Below are 22753 nucleotides of genomic sequence, written 5' to 3'. Positions count from 1 at the left end.
CCTCAAAAACTGATTTCCAGCACTTTCGGCTGTTGGGCCGAGTGCGGGTGCTCGCTACCAGCGTATACCTTGAGCTTCTTGATCATCGCGTAGCCCAGCGGACCCTTCGGCAGCATACCCTTAACGGCTTTCTCCAGAACGCGCTCCGGGAACTGGTTTTGCAGTTCGGTGAAGGTACGCTCGCGGATACCGCCCGGGTAGGTGGTATGACGGTAGTAAATCTTGTCCTGTGCCTTGGCACCGGTAACGCGGAGTTTGTCGACGTTAACGACGACAATGTAGTCGCCGGTATCAACGTGCGGGGTGTATTCCGGCTTATGCTTGCCGCGCAACAGGTGCGCGATTTCAGCAGCCAGACGACCCAGCACCTTGTCGGAGGCGTCGACCACGAACCACTCGCGCTTTACCTCATGCGGCTTGGCAGAAAAGGTCTTCATGGAACTCTTCTCATCGTAATTCTTGAAAGTTACGGATTCTATTACAAGGCCGACTACCCTGTCAAACCATTGTGAGACAAGAAGAAATCCGGCGCGGGAAAAGTCGTTTTTTTGGCCAAAAAAAAGCGCAACCCGGTTGTGATCGCGCCAAGTTCCACCTTTGAAAGGAGGATGGAGGAGACAACACCAAAACGCACAAGCGTCTGATGTAAATCCATTATTGGCAGAGCCCGGCAGGATGGCAAGGATTTTTTGTGCACTGCACTATGCGATATGCATCTGCACAACAAAACAAAAGCCCGGCACAGGGCCGGGCTGGGGGAAACATACCGAATTACAGCGCCAGAGCGGTTTCCAGCGCGATCTCGATCATGTCATTGAAGCTCTTCTGACGATCTTCGGCACTGGTTGCCTCGCCGGTCGGGATCACATCCGACACGGTCAGGATGCCCAGGGCACGTGCGCCATATTGCGCCGCAACACCGTAAATGCCGGCCAGTTCCATTTCGATCGCCTGAACATTCATGGCTGCCAGCGCATCGAGCATGCCCGGCTGCACCGAGTAGAACAGATCGGCCGAGAACACATTGCCGACATGCACCGGCTTATTCAGGCGCTTGGCGGTATCCACGGCGGTACGCAGGACGTCATAGTCGGCAATCGCGGCGAAGTCGTGATCCATCAGGCGCATGCGGTTGACCTTGCTGTCGGTCGAGGCACCCATGGCGATGACCAGATCACGCAGCTTCAGCTTGCTGGTGGTCGCGCCGCAGGAGCCGACGCGAATGATGGTCTTGACGCCGTAATCCTTGATCAGCTCGGTCGCGTAGATGCTGCAGGAGGGGATGCCCATGCCGTGCGCCATCACCGACAACCGGCGGCCCTTGTAGGTACCGGTGTAGCCGAACATATTACGCACCGCCGTCACCTGACGCGGGTTCTCGAGGTAGGTTTCGGCAATCATCTGCGCGCGCAGCGGATCTCCCGGCATCAGAACGATGTCGGCGAAGTCACCCGGTTGGGCGCTGATATGCGGAGTAGCCATGGCAGTCCTTTAAAAATTAGCCAAGAAATGAAGTACCGTAGTCCATCGGCGGCAGGTCAAGATGACGCGCGACCGATTGGCCAATATCGGCAAAAGTATCGCGACCACCCAGTGAACCGGCCGGCACCTTCTTGCCATAGCACAGCACCGGAATGTGCTCGCGCGTATGGTCGGAGCCGGGCCAGGTCGGATCACAACCGTGGTCGGCGGAAAGAATCAGAATGTCGTCCTCGCCCAGCAGCGCCAGAATCTCCGGCAGCCGGCGATCAAACGCCTCCAGCGCGGCTGCATAGCCGGCCGTATCGCGACGATGACCGTAGCTGGAGTCGAAATCGACGAAGTTCGTCATTACGATGCTGCGATCAGGCGCCTGGCGCACTTCCTCAAGCGTCACGTCCCACAGCTGGTCAAGACCGGTCGCCTTGACGGCACGCGTGATGCCGACATGCGCATAGATATCGGAAATCTTGCCGACCGACACCACCTGCCCGCCGGCATCCGCCAGCTTCTTCAGCACGGTAGGCGCCGGCGGTTCGACGGCCAGATCCTTGCGGTTGCCGGTACGGGCAAACTGGCCCTTGCCGCTGCCCAGGAACGGACGGGCAATCACCCGGCCGATATTGTAGGGCTCGAGCAGCTCACGGGTGATCTTGCACAGCTGGTACAGACGCTCCAGCCCGAAAGTTTCTTCATGGCAGGCAATCTGGAACACCGAGTCGGCCGAAGTATAGAAGATCGGCTTGCCGGTGCGCATATGCTCTTCGCCCAGGCGATCGAGGATTTCCGTGCCGGAGGCATGGCAATTACCCAGATAGCCCGGCAGGCCGGCACGTTCGACGATGGCATCCAGCAGCGCCGCCGGGAATGCATTTTCCTTGTCGGTGAAGTAACCCCAGTCAAACAGCACCGGCACCCCGGCGATTTCCCAGTGACCGGACGGCGTATCCTTGCCGGACGACAGCTCACGGGCAAAACCGTAAGCCGCGATCGGTTCGAGACGCTCGACGCCCGCCGGGAACTCGCCGCATGACAGCTCGCAGGCGTGCGCCAGGCCGAGCCGGGTCAGATTCGGCATGTTCAGCGGACCGCTGCGACCGCCCCGGTCGAGCAGACCAGCGGCGGCATCACGGGCGATATGCCCCAGCGTATTGCTGCCGACATCGCCAAAGCGATCGGCATCCGCCGCGGCACCAATGCCCAGCGAATCCAGAATCAAAATAATGGCTCGTTTCATGACGCACTCCTCCATCAGTTCTTCAGATCACCCTCGCGCAGGATGCAATGCACCTGCTCGGGACGGGCGACCGGCGTCGCACCAATGCTGACGGCTGCCAGCACACGGCGCTTGGCCTCTTCGAAACCGGCCTCGTCGGCGGCATGCACCACCGCCAGCGGGGTCTGGCTGTCGACCTTTTGTCCCAGGGCCACCAGATCGGTCAGGCCGACACGATAATCCAGCACATCGGCAGCCTGACGACGGCCACCACCCAGCGCACACACGGCCATGCCCAGACCGCGGGTATCGGTCGCCGACACAAATCCGGCTTCGGGTGCGAACACCGGGCGTACCAGCGGTGCCGGCGCCAGATACTTGGCATAGTTTTCGACGAAATCGGCCGGCCCCCCCATGGTGGCCACCATCTTGCCGAAGATCTCGGCCGCACGGCCGCTGTCCAGCGCCTGCTGCAGACGGGCACTGGCCTCGGCCACATCACGCGCCAGGCCACCGGCAATCAGCATCTCGGCACACAGCGCCATGGTCACTTCATGCAGACGATCAGAACGGACTTCGCCGGTCAGGTAGCGCACAGCCTCGGCGGTTTCGATCGAGTTACCGGCACAGGTCGCCAGCGACTGGTTCATATCGGTCACCAGGGCACTGGTCTTGACGCCCGCACCATTGCCGACACGGACGATCCGCTCGGCCAGCGCCTTCGACAACTCGAAGGTCGGCATGAAAGCGCCGGTCCCGGTCTTGACGTCCATCACCAGCACATCCAGTCCGGCAGCCAGCTTCTTCGACAGGATCGAAGCGGTAATCAGCGCAATCGACTCCACCGTACCGGTCACATCACGGGTGGCGTAGAAACGGCGATCGGCCGGTGCCAGGTCATTGGTCTGACCAATGATCGACACACCGACCTCCTTGACGATGCGACGGAAATTCTCGGCAGTCGGGAACGGGTCATAACCCGGAATGGCCGACAGCTTGTCCAGCGTACCGCCGGTATGGCCCAGACCACGGCCGGAAATCATCGGCACGAAGCCACCGCAGGCAGCAATCATCGGCCCGAGCATCAGCGACACCACGTCGCCCACCCCGCCGGTCGAGTGCTTGTCCAGCACCGGGCCCGGCAAATGCAGATCCGACCATTGCATGCGGCGACCCGAGTCACGCATGGCCATGGTCAGGCCGACGTTTTCATCCAGCGTCAGGTCGTTGAAGAAAACCGCCATCGCGAAAGCCGAAATCTGGCTGTCGGCGACCGAACCATCGGTAATCCCCTGGACGAACTGCTGAATTTCGCTCAACGACAACGCCTTGTTGTCGCGCTTTTTGACAATGAACTCCTGCGGCAGAAACATTCCCTGCTCCTTCAACCAGAAAGCGCCCGCGAGGGGCGCCTGTCATCAATATGCTGCGTTGTTTTGTTGCTGGGCACTTCCGACACCCAGCGTACTTTCCAGGCTGGCCAGCAGGCTGGAGGCACCGAAGCGGAAGTGGGCCGGGCTGACCCAGTCTTTCCCCATGATGCGTTCGGCCAGCGCCAGGTACTCAGCGGCCTCGGCGGCACTGCGCACGCCGCCAGCCGCCTTGAAACCACAATCACGCCCGCTGTCCTTGATGGCCTGCAACATGATCTCGGCGGCCTCCAGCGTGGCATTGACCGGAACCTTGCCGGTCGAAGTCTTGATGAAATCGGCACCGGCCTCAATCGAAATCAGGCTGGCCTGGCGAATCAGTGCCGGGTCTTTCAGCTCGCCGCTCTCGATGATCACTTTGAGCTGAGCCGCGCTGCCGCAAGCTTGCTTGCAGGCCGCCACCAGGCGGGCGCCCAGATCGGCATTGCCTTCCATCAGGGCCCGGTACGGGAACACCACGTCCACTTCGTCGGCCCCCAGCGCAACCGCCTCGCGGGTTTCTTCCACCGCCACGGCCACATCCGGGTTACCGTGCGGGAAATTGGTCACCGTGGCGACCAGCACATCGGGCGTCCCCTGCTCACGCAGCGTCTTTTTGGCGATCGGGACAAAACGCGGAAAGACGCATACTGCGGCGACCTTGCCGGCCGGACCCGCCGCCTTGCGGCTCAGATCGGCGACCTTGCCATCGGTATCGTCGTCATTCAGGGTCGTCAAATCCATCAAAGACAAGGCGCGCCGGGCGGCCAAAACCAAATCGGACATTTCGTCCCTCTCTTTTCTAACGAAAAATGGATACTAGCAATGAGTAAAACAACAAGAAGAAATTATGGACTTTATCTTCACGTGAAATCAATTGCTATTTGAATAAAGCAACGGGAAAAGCCGGGCCTGGGGCAAATGCCCCACAGCCCGGGCATCACGAAAAATAGCTGGTTCAGAGGGGCCCTAGCAGCGCCGGGCCTCGATAACGCCAGTGACATCCATCACATGCGCCAGCACCCGGTTGATCTCGCTCACCTGTCGCACTTCGACGGTGAAGCGCATCAGCGCCTTGAGATCCTTGCTCTGGGTGTGCACGCCAATCACATTCAGCTTCTCCCGTGACAACACATCCGAGATATCGCGCAACAGACCGTGCCGGTCTTGCGCGACCACCTCGATGTCGATCGGGAAAATACTGTTCTTCTGCTCGCCCCAGTCGGCGGCGATCAGCCGCTCCGGCGCCTGAGCCGACAAACGCTTGAGTGTCTGACAACCGGCACGGTGGATCGAAATGCCTCGGCCCTTCGTCACAAAGCCCATCACCGCATCGGGCGGCGCCGGCTTGCAGCAGCCCGCCAGCACCGTCATCAGGTTGTTCACCCCCTCAATCAGGATCCCGCCGGCATCGTGACTGCCCTTGCTGGCCTTGACCAGATCTTCCGGCGCCACTTCCTTCGGGGCGGGCGGCGGGGCAAAGCTTTCCAGCGCCTGAGCCACCAGCCGCAGCGTCAGTTCGCCATGTCCCAGCGCGGCATACAGATCATCCAGCTTTTCAAACCCCAGCTTCTCGGCCAGTTGCGTCAGATTCGGCCGGGCATGGGCATGGCGCACCAGCTCCTTCTCAAACAGCTGGCGGCCGGTTTCGCGCACCACGTCTGCGTTCTGCAGACGAATATACTGCCGGATCTTGGCAATGGCCCTGTGACTCTTGACCCAGCCTTCATGCAGCCAGTTGACACTCGGCCCGCCTTCCTTGGCAGTGAGGATCTCGACGCGCTGCCCATTTTGCAGCGGCGTCGACAGCGGCACGATCTGGCCATCCACCTTGGCGCCGCGGCAACGATCACCCACATTACTGTGCACCGCATACGCAAAGTCGATCGGCGTCGCGCCCGTGGGCAGAGCCAGCACGCGACCGGCAGGTGTCAGCACGTAGATGGTGTCGGCAAACAGCTCAGTCTTGAAGGCGTCAGCCAGTCCGGAACGGTCGGAGATCTCCTCGCGCCAGTCGAGCAGCTGACGCAACCAGGAAATCTTCTCCTCATACTGTGCATCCCCCTTGCCGCCTTCCTTGTAGCGCCAGTGGGCCGCCACGCCGAACTCGGCATGCTCGTGCATCTGGAAGGTACGGATCTGCACCTCGATGCCACGGTCTTCCGGCCCGATCACCGCCGTGTGCAGACTGCGATAATCATTGGCCTTGGGGTGGGAAATATAATCGTCGAACTCACCCGGAATCGGCTGCCACATACTGTGCATCAGGCCTAATACGGTATAGCAATCCTGTACCGTATCCACCAGCACCCGCACCGCCCGGATATCGTACAACTCATTGAAATCCAGATTCTTTTTGCGCATCTTGCGCCAGATGCTGTAGATATGCTTCGGACGGCCGGCCACCTCACCGTGGATCCCGGCCTTCTTCAGCTCCTGGCGCAGGGCTTCCAGCACGCGCTCGATATAGTCGATACGCTCCAGCCGGCGTTCATCCAGCAGGCGGGCAATCTTCTTGTAGTTATCCGGGTCCTGATGGCGGAACCCCAGATCCTCCAGCTCCCACTTGATCTGCCAGACGCCCAGGCGGTTGGCCAGCGGCGCAAACACATCCATGGTTTCCTGGGCAATGCGCCGTCTGACCGGCTCGTCACAATGCACCAGGTAATGCATGGTCTGGGTACGCCATGCCAGCTTGATCAACACCACGCGGATATCGGCCACCATCGCCAGCAGCATCTTGCGCATGGTCTCTGCCTGGCGCGCACGCTCCTCCGGGGTATCCAGATGATCGATATGAGCCAGCTCGGTCAGGCGGCGCACACGGCTGGCCCCTTCCACCAGGATGGCCACCGTGGGATTGAATTGCTCGTTGAGCCAGACCTGCCAGTCGGGCATAAAGTCCGGCACACAAAACAGCAGGGTCGCGGCAATGGCATCCGGCAGCAAATTCAGATCCGCCACAATGGCGGCAGCGGAAACCGCATGGCTGAAGACATCCTCACCCGTCGATGGCAGACAACGATCGGCATACAAGGTGCGCGCCTCGGCAAAGGCCCGCGCCAGCATGGCGCGATCGGCATCCGTCAGGGACGACGACAGCTGTTCCAGCCAACGCTCCGGATTGGCAGCATCCGCCAGCGTATCAGCGACAGATCGGACGACAGAAACCATATTCTCTTTACTTTCAGTTCAACCCGGCCAGCCACTGCTTCAGCAGCTTGCCGACCGGCGTCGGCACACCCGCGGCCAACGCCTCATCGACCGGAAGCCAGCAGGCACCGGCTTCCGGCTCCACCCCGGGCCAGCAGCGCGACAGCCGGATCGGCTGCGGCGTGATCTGCAGGCGAAAATGGGTAAACACATGCGTCATTTCCGGCCAGGAAGGCAGCAAATCCCCCTCACCATGCCGCGCCAGCCAGGCTTCGGCCTCACTGCTGTCAGCACACTCGGGCAAGGACAGCAAACCGCCCCAGATACCGCTATCCGGCCGACGCTGCAGATACACCCGTCCCTGGCAAACCGCCAGCACCATCATCACCTGACGCAGCGGCTGCGCCTTTTTGGCCTTGCGCACCGGCAACTCGGCCTGCCGGCCCTGGGCATTGGCCACACAGAAATCCGCCATCGGGCACGCCACACATTGCGGCTTGCCGCGCAGACAGACGGTGGCGCCGAGATCCATCAGACCCTGGGTATAGGCAACCATCCCCTGCTCGGGCAGGAGACGCTCCGCCAGCGCCCACAGACGATTCTCGACCGGCTTGTCACCAGGAAAACCCTCTATGCCGAACACCCGCGTCAACACGCGTTTGACGTTGCCGTCCAGAATCGCCTCGCGGCGGTCGAAGGCAAAGGCGGCAATCGCCGCCGCCGTCGAACGCCCCACGCCCGGCAGACGCTCCAGCTCGCTGCGCGAGGCAGGAAACGCGCCGCCGAACTCGTCCATCACCATGCGTGCCGCACGGTGCAGATTGCGCGCCCGACTGTAATACCCCAGGCCACTCCACAACGCCAGAACCTCGTCCTGAGGCGCCGCTGCCAGCGCGTCGACCGTTGGAAAAGCCTGCAGGAAGCGAGCGTAATACTGCAGCACCGAGGCCACCTGGGTCTGCTGCAGCATGATTTCCGACAGCCAGACGCGATAAGGGTCCCGCACCTGCCAAGGCAAATCATGGCGCCCATGGCGCTGCTGCCACTGAATCAGCCGACTGGCAAATTGCTGCTGCTCCATGAATGCCCAAAAATGAAAATTTAACCGGTTATGTTAGCGCAATCGCAAAACAGCACCAAGAAGGGAAGATAAAAATCCGCTAAAATACTGCTTTAAACATTCCGGGGATTTTTTATGGCCACCTTCCGCTCACGCCAGCGCGCCAGCCAGCGCCGCGACGGCAAGCGCGACGAACGACACGCGCCCGCCGCACCGACGCCCAAGCCGGCACCGGCAGCCGAAACGCCCCCCGGAGCACGTCGCCGCCAGCCCGAACAGGCCGGCAAGCCGCACTTTGCCAAAGCGGACAACCGTCGCACAACGCCGCAACGCGAGACCAAACCGGCGCCAGAAGCCAAGGCGGCACGCCCGGTTGAGGTGCCGGTCGAACAGCCAGCCCCGGCAACACGTCGGCGCTTTATCAAACCGGCGGATGAGGCTGCGCCGCCTGTCACGGCATCGCCGCCCCCCCGCCCGGCGCGTGAGGCACCTGCGCCCGCGCCGGCGCAAAGCAAGCCGCGCCGCTCGCTGATCAAGCCAGCCGCCGATCACGTCCCTGCCGTCGCCCCGCCCGCTCAGGAACCCGCCCCGGCGCGCGCAGAGGCCACCGATGCCGCCACCCCGGCACCGCGCCGACGCTTCATCAAACCGGCAGAAGGCCACGTCCCGGCCGCCGCGCCCGCACCGGCTGCACCAGAGACGACTGAAGCACCGCAGTCTGATGCACCGGTACGCCTGCGCCAGCCGAGCCGGCATGCCCCGAGCGCCCGCCGCGGACTGCCCGCCACCGATACCCTGCCGACCGAGCGTCCGGTATTCGAACGCCGCAGTGCCGAGACACGCCGTCGTGGCGAGCCTGTCCCGGCCCTGGCCCTCTTTGCCCCCTGCCCGCGCGGCCTCGAGCCGGTACTGCAGCATGAACTGCAAAAACTGGGGGCCGAGAACATCCAGGTCGCCGATGGCGGCGTCGGCTTCAGCGGTTCACTGCACACCATGATGCAGCTCAACCTGCACAGCCGGGTGGCCAGCCGGGTGCTGCTGCGCCTGGCACAGGGCGCTTATCAGAACGAGCGCGACATCAATGCGCTGGCCATGCAGGTCGACTGGCCGGCACAGTTCGATGTCAGCCGGACCATCAAGGTCAAGACCGATGGCGTCGGCGCCCGGGTCAAGAGCCTGGAATACGTCTCGCTGACCGTCAAGGATGCGGTATGTGACCGCTTCCGTCAGGCGCAGCTGGGCCGGCCAAGCGTTGACACCCGCGCGCCGGACGTGCGCATCCAGGTCTTCCTCAGCCCGACCGAGGCCTCGATCTATCTCGACAGCAGTGGTGACGCCCTGTTTAAGCGAGGCTGGCGCAAAGAAAGTGGTGAAGCGCCGCTGCGCGAGAACCTGGCGGCCGGCATCCTGCTGCTGGCAGGCTACGATGGCAGCCAGCCCTTGCTGGACCCGATGAGCGGCAGCGGCACCTTCCTGGTGGAAGCCGCCGATATCGCCCTGAATCGCGCACCGGGCCGTGCCCGCAACTTTGCCTTCGAAAAGTGGAAGTCCTTTGATGCCGCCGCCTGGCAGCAGTTGAGAGAACAGGCCCGGCTGGCCGAGAAACCCTCCACGGCGCTGCCGATCCGCGGCAGCGACGCCGACCGCAAGATGGTCAGCATCGCCCGGGCCAATCTGGAACGCGCCGGTTTGCGCGGACTGGTTGAGGTCGAGGTCAAGGACGTGTTTGACACCCGTCCCCACGCTGAACAAGGGCTGATCGTCACCAACCCGCCCTACGGTGTTCGTCTGGAAGAACAGGACACCCTGGCCGAGATGTACCCGAAATTAGGAGACTGGCTGAAACAGCATTTTGCCGGCTGGACCGCCCATCTGTTCACCGGTGACCTGCGACTGCAGAAACTGATCCGGCTGACCATCAAGCGTCGTGTACCGCTGTATAACGGCGCGCTGGAATGCCGCATCTTTGTCCTGCCCCTGATCGCCGGCAGCGCCCGCAAGTAAGCATCAACCGCACAACCCGGGGTCAGGTCTTGTTTTTTGCAGCAAAAAACAAGACCTGACCCCGGTCTTTTTCTGGTTGTTTCAGGCCACACGGATACGTGGTGCAGGCAGCAGCCTGTCGACCAGCAGCACAAATCCCAGCCCGATCACGCCGCCCAGCAACACATTCACCAGCCGTTCCGATGCCACCATGGCAGATTCATTCAGCAGAATCAGGGCACACGCCACGCAAGTACAGCGCGCGGCAAAGCCAACGATGTAGCGGTGAAAGGACACCAGCGTCGTCACCGAGGCCAAAGCGACCAGGGCATACATCACCGGGGTGTGCGGTAACAGGCTGCCGATGCCGATGCCCAGCGGCACGCCAATCAGTGCGCCAAGGCCACGATCTCTCAGCTTGCGGCGCGATGACAGAACATCACCGGTCACCACGCTGGCGGCCGACCAAACCACCCACTGCCCATGTCCCAGCTGTTGCCATTCCACTAGCGCAGCCGCACAAGCCACGGCCAGGCCGACGGCCAGCATGGCCGCCGCAACCGGCATGGCCTCTCCGGCATCGCGCTGGTGGCGCCAGCACAAATAGTGGCGCCACATCCCTGCGGCTTGCTGACGGCCACGCCGGTGATGCTCAATCAGAGACAGCAGCAACACCGGAAGCATGCTGATCAGCATATAAGGCAGGAAATGCCACGCGTGCGCGGCGAACTGTGCCGGTACCAGCCCTTCGGCGGTTTCACAGGCCAGGTACAAGGCAGGAATAAAGACAAAATTTCCCAGCGAGCGCAATTTGCGCCCAAACGCCGAAAGACCGATGGCCGCCGCAGCCATCAGCCCGCAGCCCAATACAAACAGCACCGGCTGCTGCAGGGCAAAGAACAGCAGCAAGAAGCCCATTGTGACCGCAAGTGCCTGCAGTAACACTCCGGCCGGGGCCAGATGTACACGCTCGACCCCGATCAGCGTCGCCACGGCCATGACGGCAGCGCGCAACCAGAGCGCATCGCCGCTGATCACCCACAGCAATAACACCGGCATCAACACCATCAGACAGCGCCCGGCCTGCCTGAGGTGGATTTCAGCCAGCCAGTTCACAACGATGCCACCTCGTCGGTCGTGATGATGCGGGCAATGCGCGACAGCATGGCCATGGACACTTTGTGCTCTTCATCATTGACCGCTGCACAGGCATCTTCCACCACCACGACCTGATAATCGCGGTCATGCGCATCGCGTGCCGCCGCCTGCACCGCCCAGGAGCTGCTCACACCGGCAATCACCACGCGCTCGATGCGACGGGCACGCAGGGCAGCCTCGAGATTGGTGCTGTAGAAAGCACTGACACGCGGCTTGACGATCACCATGTCTGCCAGTTCGGCGTGCAGATCCGGGTGGAAATGCATGCCGGCGGAGCCATGCTCCAAGGCGCCGAATTCATGTGCCCGGCCGAACATGGCCGAATGCTTGGGCTGATCCGGGTAACCGGCGGCAAAGCCGACCTTGACCAGAATCGACAGCCAGTTTTTCTCCCTGGCCAACGTCAGCAAACGATTGGCCTTGCCAATCACGTCACGCTCGGCGGCATGGGCAGCCGAACCGGCAATCTTGCCACTCGGATGCATGATGTCGACGATGTAATCCAGCCCGATGAACGCGGTATTCATGGTGTTCTCCTTGTTGAACTTTAGTTACTTTAACATAACTATTTAATTATTACAATTCAATCAGAAGAATGCCTGCCGTTCCTGGAAAAACTGCTGGAGAAACTCGACCAGGGCCCGCACCTTGCCGGGCACATGGCGCCGTACCGGGTACACCGCATACAGGTCCAGCGGCAGACGTCCATACTCCGTCAGAATCTCGACCAGTTGCCCACTCTCCAGCGCACGGGCCAGCAGGAAGCGCGGCTGCACCGTGATGCCCATGCCATTGACGGCGGCATCGATCAGCAAGTCTCCGTTATTGGCGCGCAGACTGCCCTGCACCTTGATCCGGCGTTCGGTGCCATCGGCATCGACAAAGGTCCAGTAACCGGCCTGATCCGTCAGGGTATAGACCAGACAATTGTGGTCGACCAGATCCTCCTTGCGTTGCGGGGTGCCGTGCTCGGCCAGATAGGCAGGCGAAGCGGCAATGGCCCCGTTGACCTTGACCAGTCGACGCGCGATCAGCGTGGAGTCGCCAGGGCGGGTGATGCGCAGTGCCAGGTCATAGCCATCCTCCACCAGGTCGACACGGCGGTCATTCAGCGACAGATCGATCTCGATCTGCGGATACAGCCGGCAAAATTCGGTCAATGCAGCGCCGAGAAAACGCTCGCCAAGCGACACCGGCGCCGTCAGGCGCAAGCGGCCTGCCGGTTGTGCCGCCCCTTGCGACAGCCGCGCCTCCAGCGCTGCCAGCTCACCCAGCAACATGCCGGCCTCTGCCAGATACGCCTCCCCTTCCGACGTCAGCGACAGGCGCCGCGTCGTGCGATGCATCAGCCGCACCCCGAGTCGGGCCTCCAGTGCAGACACCAGCTTGGTCACCATGGCACGTGATAAGCCCATGCGCTCAGCCGCCGCTACAAAGCTACCCTGCTCGGCCACCGTGACAAACGCCGTAATTTCCGAGAAGCGATCCATAATTTCCTCCAGGTAAACAATGCTTTTATTGAACAACTATTTATTCAACAAAGCAAACCCGCTTTAATAGGGGTAACAGCACGGCATCGAGCATCCTGCCGGATGCACCAAAACACGTGCCCTTTTATGGATTGCTTTCAAGGAGTTACAGATGAACACCAACCCGAGACTGGCCAGCCTGAGTTTGCGTCTTGCGCTGGGCCTGATGTATCTGGCGCATGGCGCCACCAAACTGTTTGTCTTCACCCCGGCCGGTACGGCCAAGTTCTTTGCCAGCCTGGGGGTTCCCGGCTTTGTCGGTTACCTGGCCATCGTGGCTGAGCTGGGCGGTGCCGCCTTGCTGTTGTCCGGCTTCATGGCCCGCTGGGCGGCGATTGCCCTGGTTCCCTTGCTGCTGGGCACCATCGTCCTGGTTCATGGCGCCAATGGCTGGATGTTCGCCAATCCGGGGGGTGGCTGGGAGTATTCAGCTTTCCTGATCGCCGCCTCGATCGCCCTGTTCTTCCTGGGGAATGGCAAGCCGTCCGACCGCGCCGGCGCCTGATCCCGCCTTGCCTCATCCTGCCCGCCCGCCGGCCTGCCGACGGGCGGGTTTGTTTTTGCCCCAAATCAATTTTGCACCGCAACATCCTCTGTGATTTGCCAGATGGCTACTACACTTATTGAGAAGACTTAATAAAGGAGGTCGACATGGGCAAGCATGAGCGCGTGCAGCAAGAGGATTGGCATCCCCCACTGGCAGAAGAGCTCTACCGGGCCATCGACCCATTTGAACTGGGCCCGATCATCGGCAAGGCACAACTGGCCTGGTGGTCGCACCCCAAGGACATGATGAATGCCATCGGCAACTGGCAAAGTGATGCCCTGCGCTGGCAGGCTCAGGCCTGGCGCCGCTTGCTGGGCGAGGGGGACGAAGACGAATTTCCGGCCAACCCCAGCGACGATCGCTTTGCCGACGAAGCCTGGCGCAGCCAGCCCGGCTGGGACATGCTCAAGGAATGGTATCTGTTCAATACCCGCTGGCTGCAAGACACCCTGTATGCCACGCCGGAGCTGAGCGACAAGGAGCGTAACCTCAGTGCCTTCTGGCTGCGGCAATACCTCAACGCCCTGGCCCCGACCAACTACCTGCCCTTCAATCCGCGAGCGCTGGAGAAAGCCCGTGAAACCGGGGGAGAGAGCCTGCTCAACGGCCTGCGCAATTTCCTGCGCGATATGGAGCACGGCGATATTGCCATGACGGACCGCGACGCCTTCCAGGTCGGCGTCAATCTGGCCACCACCCCCGGCGCCGTGGTGTACCGTGGCCCGTTGCTGGAAGTGCTGCACTATCAGGCGACCACAGAAAAGGTCCGCGCCGTCCCGATCGTCATCGTCTCGCCGTGGATCAACAAATATTACGTTCTGGATCTGGACGCCAAAAAGAGCATGGTGAGCTGGCTGGTCAGCCAGGGCTTCTCGGTCTTCATCACCAGCTGGAAAAACCCGCGTGAGGAAGCCCGTGACCTGGCCTTTGACGACTACATCCACGACGGCATTGACCGCATCGTGGAAGTGGCGCGCAAAATCAGCGGCAGCGAGCAGGTCCACCTCACCGGCTATTGCATCGGCGGTACCCTGACCGCCACTTATCTGGCCTGGCTGGCCGCCCGCAAACAGGCCGGCAAGGTCGCCTCTGCCACCCTGCTGACCACGCTGACCGATTTCGCCCGCCCGGGCGACATCGAGGTATTCCTGGGCGAAGAGGGGCTGGATTTTGTCGAGCGCAAGATGGCGCAACGTGGTTATCTGGACGGCAAGGACATGGCGTCCAGTTTCCGCATGCTGCGGGCCAACAGTCTGGTCTGGAACTACTGGGTGGGCAATTATCTGCTGGGAGAAACCCCGCGGGCCTTCGACATTCTCTACTGGAACATGGATACCACGCGCATGCCGCAGCAGATGCACAGTTTTTATCTGCGCGAGTTTTACTACCACAACAAGCTGTGCCAGCCAGATGCCCTGGTCATTGCCGGTGAGCCGATTGATCTGCAACGCATCGAAACGCCACTATTCATGGTGTCGACCGAAGAGGACCACATCGCCCCGTGGAAACAGACCTGGAAGCTGACCCAGCATGTCAGCGGACCGATCACCTTCACCCTGTCGTCCTCGGGCCACATCCTGGGCATCGTCAATCCGCCGTCACCGGGCTCCAAGCGCCAATACTGGCAGGGGACGCCGCAGCAAGGACAGAGCGCGGATTACTGGCTGGCCCATCATGAAGCGCATGCAGGCTCCTGGTGGCCCAGCTGGGTGGAGTGGCTGACACCTCGCAGCGGCGACATGGTCCCGTTCAAGCTGGACAGCAAGCACTACCCTCAACTTGGTCCCGCTCCGGGCACGTATGTGCTGGGGTAATGACACACAGACAAAAAAGCCCGGCAATGTACCGGGCTTTTTCCGTTTTGTCGGGCAAAACCTCAGGCCCAGACCACCAGGCAGTGGTTCTTCTTGCCGCGACGCAGCAGGGTGTAACGACCAAAGCGCTGATCGGCTGCCTGCAGGACATAGCTCAGATCGGTCACCTTGGCCCCATTGACCACCACGGCACCGCTCTCGATAAAGCCTCGTGCCTGGCTCTTCGAAGTTGCCAGACCACCAGCCACCACCGCGTCGATCAGATTGCCTTCGCCCAGGGTCAGTTGCACGGTCGGCAGGCCATCCAGCGCCAGTTGCTCGAAGTCATCCTCGGTCAGCGATTGCTGGTCTTCGGAGAACAGGCTCTGGCTGATGCGCTTGGCGGCCTCCAGTGCACTGGCACCGTGTACCAGCGTGGTGACCTGTTCGGCCAGAATGCGCTGCGCCTCCGGGGCCCCCTCACGCGCCTTGTCGGCCGCCTCGATGGCCTGAATCTCGCTCATCGGCATGAAGGTGTAGAACGCCAGGAAGCGGTAAACATCGGCATCAGCCGTCCCGAGCCAGAACTGGTAGAACTTGTAGGGCGAGGTCTTTTTCGGATCCAGCCACACGGTCCCGGTTTCGGTCTTGCCGAATTTGGTGCCATCGGACTTGGTGATCAACGGCAGGGTCAGACCGAAAACATGCTCGCGATTCAGACGGCGGGTCAGGTCGATACCGGAGGCGATATTGCCCCACTGGTCAGAGCCGCCGATCTGCAGGCGACACTGATGCAGACGGTTCAGCTCGACGAAGTCGTAACCCTGCAGCAGGCTGTAGGAAAACTCGGTGAAGGAAATGCCCACCTCATCGCGGTTGATGCGCTGCTTGACCGATTCCTTGTTGATCATGGCATTGACCGAAAAGTGCTTGCCGATGTCGCGCAGGAAATCCAGCACGTTCATGCTGCCGAACCAGTTGAAGTTGTTGCTGACGATGGCGCTGTTGGCGCCGCGGTCAAAATCGAGGAAAGGCGACACCTGCTGGCGGATACGCTCGCTCCAGCTGGCCGTGACATCCGGGGTGTTGAGCTTGCGCTCGGCAGCCTTGAAGCTGGGGTCACCGATCATGCCGGTGGCACCGCCGACCAGCGCGACCGGGCGGTGACCGGCCTGCTGAAAGCGCTTCAGCGTCAACAGCGGCACCAGATGGCCGATATGCAGACTGTCAGCGGTCGGATCAAAGCCGCAATACAAGGTCACCATACCCTCGGACAACTGCGCTTCCAGCGCTTCACGGTCGGATACCTGGGCGAGGAGACCTCGTTCTTCCAGCTGGCTGATCAGATTCTGCTGAGACATGTCTTACTTCCTTACGCTAAGTCGGGACATCAAATGAATGGGTCATTCTAGCGGATAACCCGCCTGCTCTGCATCCCCGTCCAAAGCCACAGAACAAAGCTATAGTTAAACCAGCTGGGTTGCCTGCCGGAGTGAAAACATGAATCGTTTCATTGATGCCGCCGCGCGCGACATTCTGGATCTGCATGAATTGGTCGAGGCATGGGTCCGGGGCGGGGCCGATGCGCCGCCGGTCGACATGGCGGGCTTTCTCGCCCACTTTCATCCGGAATTTGTCATGATTGCCCCGGCAGGAAAACGCCAGGGGCGCGAGGCGCTGGTGAGAACCATCCTCGAGGCCATCGACCGCCGCAGCGAACTGGACATCAACATCGTCGACCTGGAGCTGGTCCATGCCACCAGCGACGTGGCCATTTTTACCTATGAAGAACAGCGGCGAACCCCAAAGGGTTTCCACCGCCGCATCTCGACCGCCACGTTCACCCGCGGCGCAGATGGCGAACCCCTGCTGCGCCACCTGCAGGAAACCTGGATCGACGAATGACCGCTCAGTGACTGCCCTGCTCGATCGGTGCCGGCGCCCCCTTGGATTGGGGGTCGACGGCATCCTTGATCGACTCGACGCCTTCGCTGACCGCCTTGCCCACGGCCAGCGCCCCGTCCTTGAAGGCATGACCGACCTCCTTGCCGCCCTTGACGGCAGCATGGCCGACCGAGCTCGCGCCTTTGGCAATGCTGTGGCCGGCATGTTTGGCATCCTTGGCCACGACATGCCCGACGGTCACGGCATCCTGCTTGATGCTGGAGATGACACCCGTTTTGGCTGGCGCCGAAGCATTCTCCCCGGCCTGAGCCCAGGCGGAAGCCAGTACGGTAAAGGAAAGCATCCAGACAGCTTGCTTGATCTTCATGACACCACTCGCTTAAAAGGGAATGGTGCTACCTTAGCAAAGATCGCTCCCGACGGCGACTGACTCCTGGCAAACCCTGGCCAGTCAAGGCTTTCCGTCCGGAAAGGCCGCGACATGTGATCGCCAGAGGGCGGCAAAGGCATCCAGCTGCCTGCACTCCGGCAGGTTCAGGGACCGGCACAATGCCGGCAAGGTTGGTGCCGCCATGCGGCCTGTCTCTTGCAGATCGGGATGCAGCAACACTTGTCCGGCCGGACCATTGGCCTCGATTCGCCCCGCCTTGAGGTGCAGGACGCGACTGGCATGACGGGCAATGAAATCCAGATCATGACTGATGAACAGGACTGCGCGCCCCTGCTCCCGGGCCATGTTCATCCAGGCCTCGAACCGGGCCAGCAAGGGCGCATCAAAGTCACGCGTCGGCTCATCCAGCAAGATCAGCGGTGTATCCTGCGCAATCAGCGACGCCAGACTGAGCATGCGGCGCTCGCCGGCATTCAGATCCATTGGATGGCGCGCTGCCAGCCCGGTCAATCCGGTCAAACTCAGCGCCATCGACACGCGCTGTTCGACTTCTTCGGCCGACAGCCCGGCCAGTGATGGCGCAAATCCGACCTCGGCATCCACCCGCTCGCGGCAGATCTGTCGCTCGGCTTCCTGAAACATCAGCGATACCTGACGAGCCAGCTGCGGAGGACGCGCCTGAGCCGTATCCAGCGACCCCAGCCAGACCTTGCCGCTGGCGGGCCTGAGCAGGCCGCAGGCCAACTGGAACAGGGTAGACTTGCCGGCGCCGTTGCGCCCTACCAGTGCCACACACTCATTGGGCGCAATCTGCAGCGTCATGCACTGCAGCAGCGGCGAAGCCTCTGCCCAGGCGAACGACACTTCTTCAAATTTCAGCAGCGGTTCAGCCATGCAGCACCGCCATGAACTGTGCCGGGGCAGCCGCCGCACTCAGGGGCGCCGTCACCGAGGCGCGCCACAACCCTTCGCTTCTGGCCTGATGCGCCGCGCGCAGTGCATCACTGGCACAAACATGCGTCAGCGCCTGATCAAACACCACCGCCGGGGAATCGCAGGCAAGCTGGCGGCCCTCCTGCAACAGGACAACCCGCTGCGCCATGCTGGCGGCCAGGTCAAAGCGCTTTTCGAACAACACCAGCGCCATGCCCTCCCGCGTCAGCCCTGACAAACGCGCCAGAATGCGGCTGGCGGCCAAGGGCGTCAGACGGCTAAAGGCTTCATCCAGTAACAAGATTTGCGGACGCATGACCAGGGCCGCCGCCACAGCCACCCGCTGCGCCTCGCCGCCTGACAAGGTGGCAGGATGGCGCCCGGCAAGGTCTTCGGCCTCACACAAGGCCAATGCCTCTGCGACACGCAGCCGGATCTCCGACTCGGCCAGGCCGAGATTCTCCGGGCCGAAAGCCACCTCGGCCTCGACGGTGAAGGCACAGCCGCTCAATCCAACGTAGGGACTGGCCTGCACCAGTTGCACCCGTTCGGCCAGCCTGGCCGGGTGTTGCCCGGCCAGCGGTGCACCATCGATCATCGCCAGGCCGGCCGTGGTCGCCGGCAGGGCATGAGGCACCCAGCCGGCCAGCCAGTTGGCCAGAGTGGTCTTGCCGCTGCCACAGCCCCCCAGAACCGCCAGGGACTCGCCTGCGGCGAGCGTAAAATCGAGACCGGACAACACCGGCGCCGAGGCACCTCGACGCGTCAGGCTGGCCTGTTCGAAATGAATCAGTGCCATAAAGCGACCCCCGTCAGCAGGGCAGACAAAGACAGCCCCAGAGCGATCACGCCTCGCTCCCAGAAGGCCATGGATGGTGCATCGAGGGTCGTGCGCCGCGGCCGGCTGCGAAAGGCCCGCCCATCCAGCGCGGCCGCACGGGCGGTCACATCGGAGAGCGTCCAGACCAGCAGAGGGAAAGTCAGCGCCAGCAAATGTCGCCAACGCCGGAAGCGTGAAGCCTGCACATCCACCCCGCGCGCCGCCTGAGCCTGCGCAATGGCCGCCAGCCGGGTCTTGATCTGCGACACCAGCAACATCGGGTTGGCCAGCAAATAGGCAGCGCCTGGCGGCAGGCGACTGGCAAACAAGGCTCGGATCAGACGCTCCGGCGTCAGCGTGGATAACCACAGCAGGGCGGCGGCCAGCACGGTCCCCACCCGCAGCCACAGCATCATCACCGGCTTGAGCGCCACATCGGCCTGGCGCAGATCGGCCCCCAGCCAGACGGAGAGCCAGCGGCCGTGCACCAGCAACAAACCCAGCGCCAGCGGCACCATGACCAGCGCCCAGCGACGCAGGCGCGCACTACCGTCCGGGCGTAGCCCCAACAACACGACCAGCAGAACCAGCAGCCCCAGTCCGTGGCCCGGTTGTTCAAGCTGTAGCACCAGCAAAGCAAGCGGCAGCACCCAGGCCAGGCCGGTAAACGGATGCATCAACGCACAGCCGTCGCGTCGGGGAATTCGACCAGAACCCGTTCAGGCAGACGACGCACCACATACCAGGCCACCAGCACGGTGATGACCTTGTCGGCCAGATTGGCGGCAAAGACCGTCAGTGCCACCGACTCCAGCAGATCTTTTCCCATGGCGTGCAGATAGGCCACAGCGAAGTCGGCACCGCTGCCGGTCACCCCGCCAAACAGATAGGTGCGAATCGGCGTCGCCACCACCATCAGCCCCAGCGTGATCAACAGACTGGACAGCAGTGCTCTGGGCAGAGTGCGGTAGCCCCCCGAGCGGGCGCACAGGCCGGCAACCAGACCAATGACCGCCGCAACGGGCGCGAAGGCAGCGGCCACCGGGTCGGTGATCAAACCCCAGAGCAGGTTAGTCACCACGCCGGCGACCACCGCGGCCAGCGGGCCGGCCATCATCGCCACCACCACCGTACCGATCGAATCAAGGAAAATCGGCAACTTGAGCATGCTCACCAGTTGGCCGAAGGCCATATTGATGGCAATCGCCGCCGACATCAGTGCCAAAGTACGCGTCGAAAACAGGTTTTTCATGGTTAGCCTCGGTTTCAAGAGTGACTATCAGTAATGACCAACTCGTCGTAACCGGACCGTGCACACGGCTCGCGCGAAAACACGAGTCCCTGCAGCTCGCCGATTACCAGTTCGCATGTGGTACGCACCAGACATCCTGGCATGACATGCCCGCCACGCATCTGACCACAGGCATCCGACACGGACATGTGCAAATGCCCGCCCTGCTGATCCAGCGTGCCGGATAAGGCAATGATCTCGAATGCACCGTGCAGCACGGTACTGTCCGGTTCGCCGGCAAAGCGCAGCGATGCCTGGCTCAGACTGCCGACGACCCCGGCAATCCAGCCGGCACGGATATCATTTTGAACAAGGAAAGCATTCAATGCGCTCAGCAGCTCATCGCCTGGCAACAGCCGCAGCGCGAAGAAACGGGCAGCATGCCCCATGGTATCGATCTCCGTTGTGTCGCGGAGCAGGCCTCCGCCACCACATTGAGACGGCGTCGCCACAACAGGATCAGACAGCGGCGCCAATCATTGAATGACTAAAGATCTTAGCATCTTCAAATAAAAATTCTCCAAGCATAATCAGTGTGCACTGCCCGAGATCAAAGGCCTGTGTTTTTTAAGCATCACTGCCAGGGAGGCGGCGGGCATGGCCGCGTGGGGTTTGAAGGCCGGACGAAGAACTGGCTCAGAGCGTCCCCTGGTGGCGGCGGACAAAGCAAGCGGAAGGATGAAATGCAAAAAAGCCACCCTTTTCAGAGTGGCTTTTTTGGTAATTCTGGTGGCCAGTCGCGGAATCGAACCACGGACACGCGGATTTTCAATCCGCTGCTCTACCAACTGAGCTAACTGGCCTTCTTGGCGGCGCTGCTGCGTCGTCAGAGGTCGCCATTTAACCAGAGGCTCCCTGCTCCGTCAAGCTTTTCGCCGCCTTTTTTCAGACAAATTCCTAACAAGAGAAAAAGCGACAACAGAAACAGACACTTGGCTTCGCGACATTTTGAGCAAAAACAGCCGAGCCCCGCGCCTTGCGCGAGGCTCGCGCGCTCATCAGGCGGTCAACACCCCTCGACGGACCTGATCTTCTTCCATCGACTCAAACAACGCCTTGAAATTACCCTCGCCAAAGCCATCATTATTCTTGCGCTGGATGATTTCGAAGAATACCGGGCCGATCACGGTCTCGGTAAAGATCTGCAGCAAGATCCCGCCGCCCTCGGTCGGTGCGCCATCGATCAAAATACGGTTATCGCGCATGCGGGCAAGGTTTTCCCCATGACCGGGCACACGGCTGTCGACACGCTCATAATAGGTGTCCGGCGTATCGAGAAATTTGGTGCCGGCCGCACGCAGACCTTCCACCGTGGCATAAATATCACTGGTCGACAGGGCAATGTGCTGGATCCCTTCACCGTGATACAGACGCAAGAACTCTTCGATCTGACTCTTGTCATCGGCCGACTGGTTGATGGGGATACGGATCTTGCCGCAGGGACTGACCATGGCGCGCGAGGTCAGTCCCGTCAACTTGCCTTCGATATCGAAATAGCGGATCTCGCGGAAATTGGCGATGGCGGTATAAAAACCAGCCCAGACATCCATATTGCCGCGCGCCACATTGTGCGTCAGATGATCGATCTCCTGCAGCCCTGCCCCCTGATGATGCCAGTCGGCCCCCGGCAAGGACACGAAATCAACATCATAGATATTGCGCTCGCCATAGCGGTCAACCAGATAAATGGCCGAACCACCAATCCCCTGAATCGCCGGTATATTCAGTTCCATCGCCCCGACGGGGTGTTCATAGGCTTTGGCCCCATTGGCCAGTGCATACTCATAAGCCTTGGCGGCATCCTTGACGCGCCAGGCCATGGCGCAGACAGAAGGACCATGCAAGCGGGCAAAATCAACAAAGGGCGCAACCGGCTCACCATTGACAATGAAGTTGATATCGCCCTGGCGATAGAGCGTCACATTGCGATGGCGATGCCGCGCAACGGCAGCAAAGCCCAGCGAGCGAAACAGTTCACCCAGCCTGGCGACCCCGTCGGCATCGGCTGCGGTGTACTCGACAAATTCGAAGCCGTCGGTGGCAAGGGGATTGTTCAGGTTCATGCAGTTTCTCCGTTTTTGTAGGC

General features: G+C 61.5%; 22 protein-coding genes and 1 tRNA gene. 4 read left to right on the top strand and 19 right to left on the bottom strand.

Annotated elements, in window-relative coordinates; all coding sequences use genetic code 11:
- Positions 1 to 2: 2 nt before the first annotated feature.
- The 7 genes from rplM to mutY form a co-directional block, all read right to left on the bottom strand.
- A complete protein-coding gene (gene rplM / locus JNO51_RS02685; protein ID WP_215781044.1) occupies positions 3 to 437 on the bottom strand; it encodes a 50S ribosomal protein L13 in 435 nt (144 codons plus the stop codon).
- 334 nt (positions 438 to 771) lie between these two features.
- Positions 772 to 1482 (bottom strand): purine-nucleoside phosphorylase, encoded by a 711-nt coding sequence (deoD, locus tag JNO51_RS02680; protein ID WP_215781042.1) that lies wholly within the window; start codon positions 1480 to 1482, stop codon positions 772 to 774.
- A gap of 16 nt (positions 1483 to 1498) precedes the next feature.
- Entirely contained in the window at positions 1499 to 2716 is a 1218-nt protein-coding gene (locus JNO51_RS02675) for a phosphopentomutase (protein ID WP_215781039.1), read from the bottom strand.
- A gap of 14 nt (positions 2717 to 2730) precedes the next feature.
- Positions 2731 to 4068, bottom strand: coding sequence for a thymidine phosphorylase (gene deoA, locus JNO51_RS02670; RefSeq protein ID WP_215781037.1), 1338 nt, complete (start codon positions 4066 to 4068; stop codon positions 2731 to 2733).
- A 45-nt stretch (positions 4069 to 4113) separates the two neighbouring features.
- Positions 4114 to 4890 carry a deoxyribose-phosphate aldolase gene (deoC, locus tag JNO51_RS02665; RefSeq protein ID WP_215781035.1) on the bottom strand — a complete coding sequence of 259 codons (777 nt, stop codon included), beginning with the start codon at positions 4888 to 4890 and terminating at the stop codon, positions 4114 to 4116.
- A gap of 183 nt (positions 4891 to 5073) precedes the next feature.
- Complete coding sequence (locus JNO51_RS02660; protein WP_215781032.1) at positions 5074 to 7278, bottom strand: bifunctional (p)ppGpp synthetase/guanosine-3',5'-bis(diphosphate) 3'-pyrophosphohydrolase; 2205 nt, start codon at positions 7276 to 7278, stop codon at positions 5074 to 5076.
- A gap of 13 nt (positions 7279 to 7291) precedes the next feature.
- Positions 7292 to 8338 carry an A/G-specific adenine glycosylase gene (gene mutY / locus JNO51_RS02655; protein WP_215781030.1) on the bottom strand — a complete coding sequence of 349 codons (1047 nt, stop codon included), beginning with the start codon at positions 8336 to 8338 and terminating at the stop codon, positions 7292 to 7294.
- A 114-nt stretch (positions 8339 to 8452) separates the two neighbouring features.
- Here mutY and JNO51_RS17525 point away from each other — a divergent pair, with 114 nt between their 5' ends.
- Entirely contained in the window at positions 8453 to 10321 is a 1869-nt protein-coding gene (locus JNO51_RS17525) for a THUMP domain-containing protein (protein WP_215781028.1), read from the top strand.
- A gap of 81 nt (positions 10322 to 10402) precedes the next feature.
- Here JNO51_RS17525 and JNO51_RS02645 read toward each other — a convergent pair whose 3' ends face one another.
- Genes JNO51_RS02645 through JNO51_RS02635 form a run of 3 tightly spaced genes read right to left on the bottom strand, consistent with a single transcriptional unit; the run spans position 10403 to position 12948 of the window.
- Entirely contained in the window at positions 10403 to 11416 is a 1014-nt protein-coding gene (locus JNO51_RS02645) for an FUSC family protein (protein ID WP_215781026.1), read from the bottom strand.
- Positions 11413 to 11985, bottom strand: a complete 573-nt coding sequence (locus tag JNO51_RS02640) for a cysteine hydrolase family protein (RefSeq protein ID WP_215781024.1) — start codon at positions 11983 to 11985, stop codon at positions 11413 to 11415. Before JNO51_RS02640 ends, JNO51_RS02645 begins: the two co-directional genes overlap by 4 nt.
- Before the next feature lie 60 nt (positions 11986 to 12045).
- Positions 12046 to 12948 (bottom strand): LysR family transcriptional regulator, encoded by a 903-nt coding sequence (locus JNO51_RS02635; protein WP_215781021.1) that lies wholly within the window; start codon positions 12946 to 12948, stop codon positions 12046 to 12048.
- A 151-nt stretch (positions 12949 to 13099) separates the two neighbouring features.
- On the opposite strand from JNO51_RS02635, the gene JNO51_RS02630 reads away from it, so the two are divergent.
- Positions 13100 to 13492, top strand: coding sequence for a DoxX family protein (locus tag JNO51_RS02630; RefSeq protein ID WP_215781018.1), 393 nt, complete (start codon positions 13100 to 13102; stop codon positions 13490 to 13492).
- Positions 13493 to 13638: 146 nt separating this feature from the next.
- Positions 13639 to 15348, top strand: coding sequence for an alpha/beta hydrolase (locus JNO51_RS02625; protein WP_215781016.1), 1710 nt, complete (start codon positions 13639 to 13641; stop codon positions 15346 to 15348).
- 62 nt (positions 15349 to 15410) lie between these two features.
- Here JNO51_RS02625 and tyrS read toward each other — a convergent pair whose 3' ends face one another.
- Positions 15411 to 16688 (bottom strand): tyrosine--tRNA ligase, encoded by a 1278-nt coding sequence (gene tyrS, locus JNO51_RS02620; protein ID WP_215781014.1) that lies wholly within the window; start codon positions 16686 to 16688, stop codon positions 15411 to 15413.
- Positions 16689 to 16827: 139 nt separating this feature from the next.
- On the opposite strand from tyrS, the gene JNO51_RS02615 reads away from it, so the two are divergent.
- Complete coding sequence (locus JNO51_RS02615; RefSeq protein ID WP_215781012.1) at positions 16828 to 17232, top strand: nuclear transport factor 2 family protein; 405 nt, start codon at positions 16828 to 16830, stop codon at positions 17230 to 17232.
- Positions 17233 to 17236: 4 nt separating this feature from the next.
- Here the strand turns inward: JNO51_RS02615 and JNO51_RS02610 are convergent, their stop codons facing one another.
- The 8 genes from JNO51_RS02610 to hppD all read right to left on the bottom strand — a co-directional run bounded on the left by JNO51_RS02610 (position 17237) and on the right by hppD (position 22730).
- On the bottom strand, positions 17237 to 17599 hold the full coding sequence (locus JNO51_RS02610; RefSeq protein ID WP_215781009.1) for a hypothetical protein: 363 nt from the start codon (positions 17597 to 17599) through the stop codon (positions 17237 to 17239).
- Between the two features lie 84 nt (positions 17600 to 17683).
- The gene (locus JNO51_RS02605; RefSeq protein WP_215781007.1) at positions 17684 to 18517 is read right to left on the bottom strand and encodes an energy-coupling factor ABC transporter ATP-binding protein; all 834 of its coding nucleotides are present in this window, start codon (positions 18515 to 18517) and stop codon (positions 17684 to 17686) included.
- On the bottom strand, positions 18510 to 19355 hold the full coding sequence (locus JNO51_RS02600; RefSeq protein ID WP_215781005.1) for an energy-coupling factor ABC transporter ATP-binding protein: 846 nt from the start codon (positions 19353 to 19355) through the stop codon (positions 18510 to 18512). The genes JNO51_RS02605 and JNO51_RS02600 overlap by 8 nt, the downstream gene beginning before the upstream one ends.
- Positions 19346 to 20053, bottom strand: coding sequence for an energy-coupling factor transporter transmembrane component T (locus JNO51_RS02595; protein WP_215781002.1), 708 nt, complete (start codon positions 20051 to 20053; stop codon positions 19346 to 19348). Before JNO51_RS02595 ends, JNO51_RS02600 begins: the two co-directional genes overlap by 10 nt.
- Positions 20053 to 20628, bottom strand: coding sequence for an ECF transporter S component (locus JNO51_RS02590; protein ID WP_215781000.1), 576 nt, complete (start codon positions 20626 to 20628; stop codon positions 20053 to 20055). The genes JNO51_RS02595 and JNO51_RS02590 overlap by 1 nt, the downstream gene beginning before the upstream one ends.
- 14 nt (positions 20629 to 20642) lie before the next feature.
- Complete coding sequence (locus tag JNO51_RS02585) at positions 20643 to 21056, bottom strand: PPC domain-containing DNA-binding protein (RefSeq protein ID WP_215780998.1); 414 nt, start codon at positions 21054 to 21056, stop codon at positions 20643 to 20645.
- A 338-nt stretch (positions 21057 to 21394) separates the two neighbouring features.
- Positions 21395 to 21470, bottom strand: a tRNA-Phe gene (locus JNO51_RS02580).
- Between the two features lie 195 nt (positions 21471 to 21665).
- On the bottom strand, positions 21666 to 22730 hold the full coding sequence (gene hppD / locus JNO51_RS02575) for a 4-hydroxyphenylpyruvate dioxygenase (protein WP_215780996.1): 1065 nt from the start codon (positions 22728 to 22730) through the stop codon (positions 21666 to 21668).
- Positions 22731 to 22753: the final 23 nt, after the last annotated feature.

The sequence above is a fragment of the Paludibacterium sp. B53371 genome (assembly GCF_018802765.1).
Taxonomy (GTDB): domain Bacteria; phylum Pseudomonadota; class Gammaproteobacteria; order Burkholderiales; family Chromobacteriaceae; genus Paludibacterium.
This window is presented reverse-complemented; position numbering and strand designations above follow the sequence as displayed.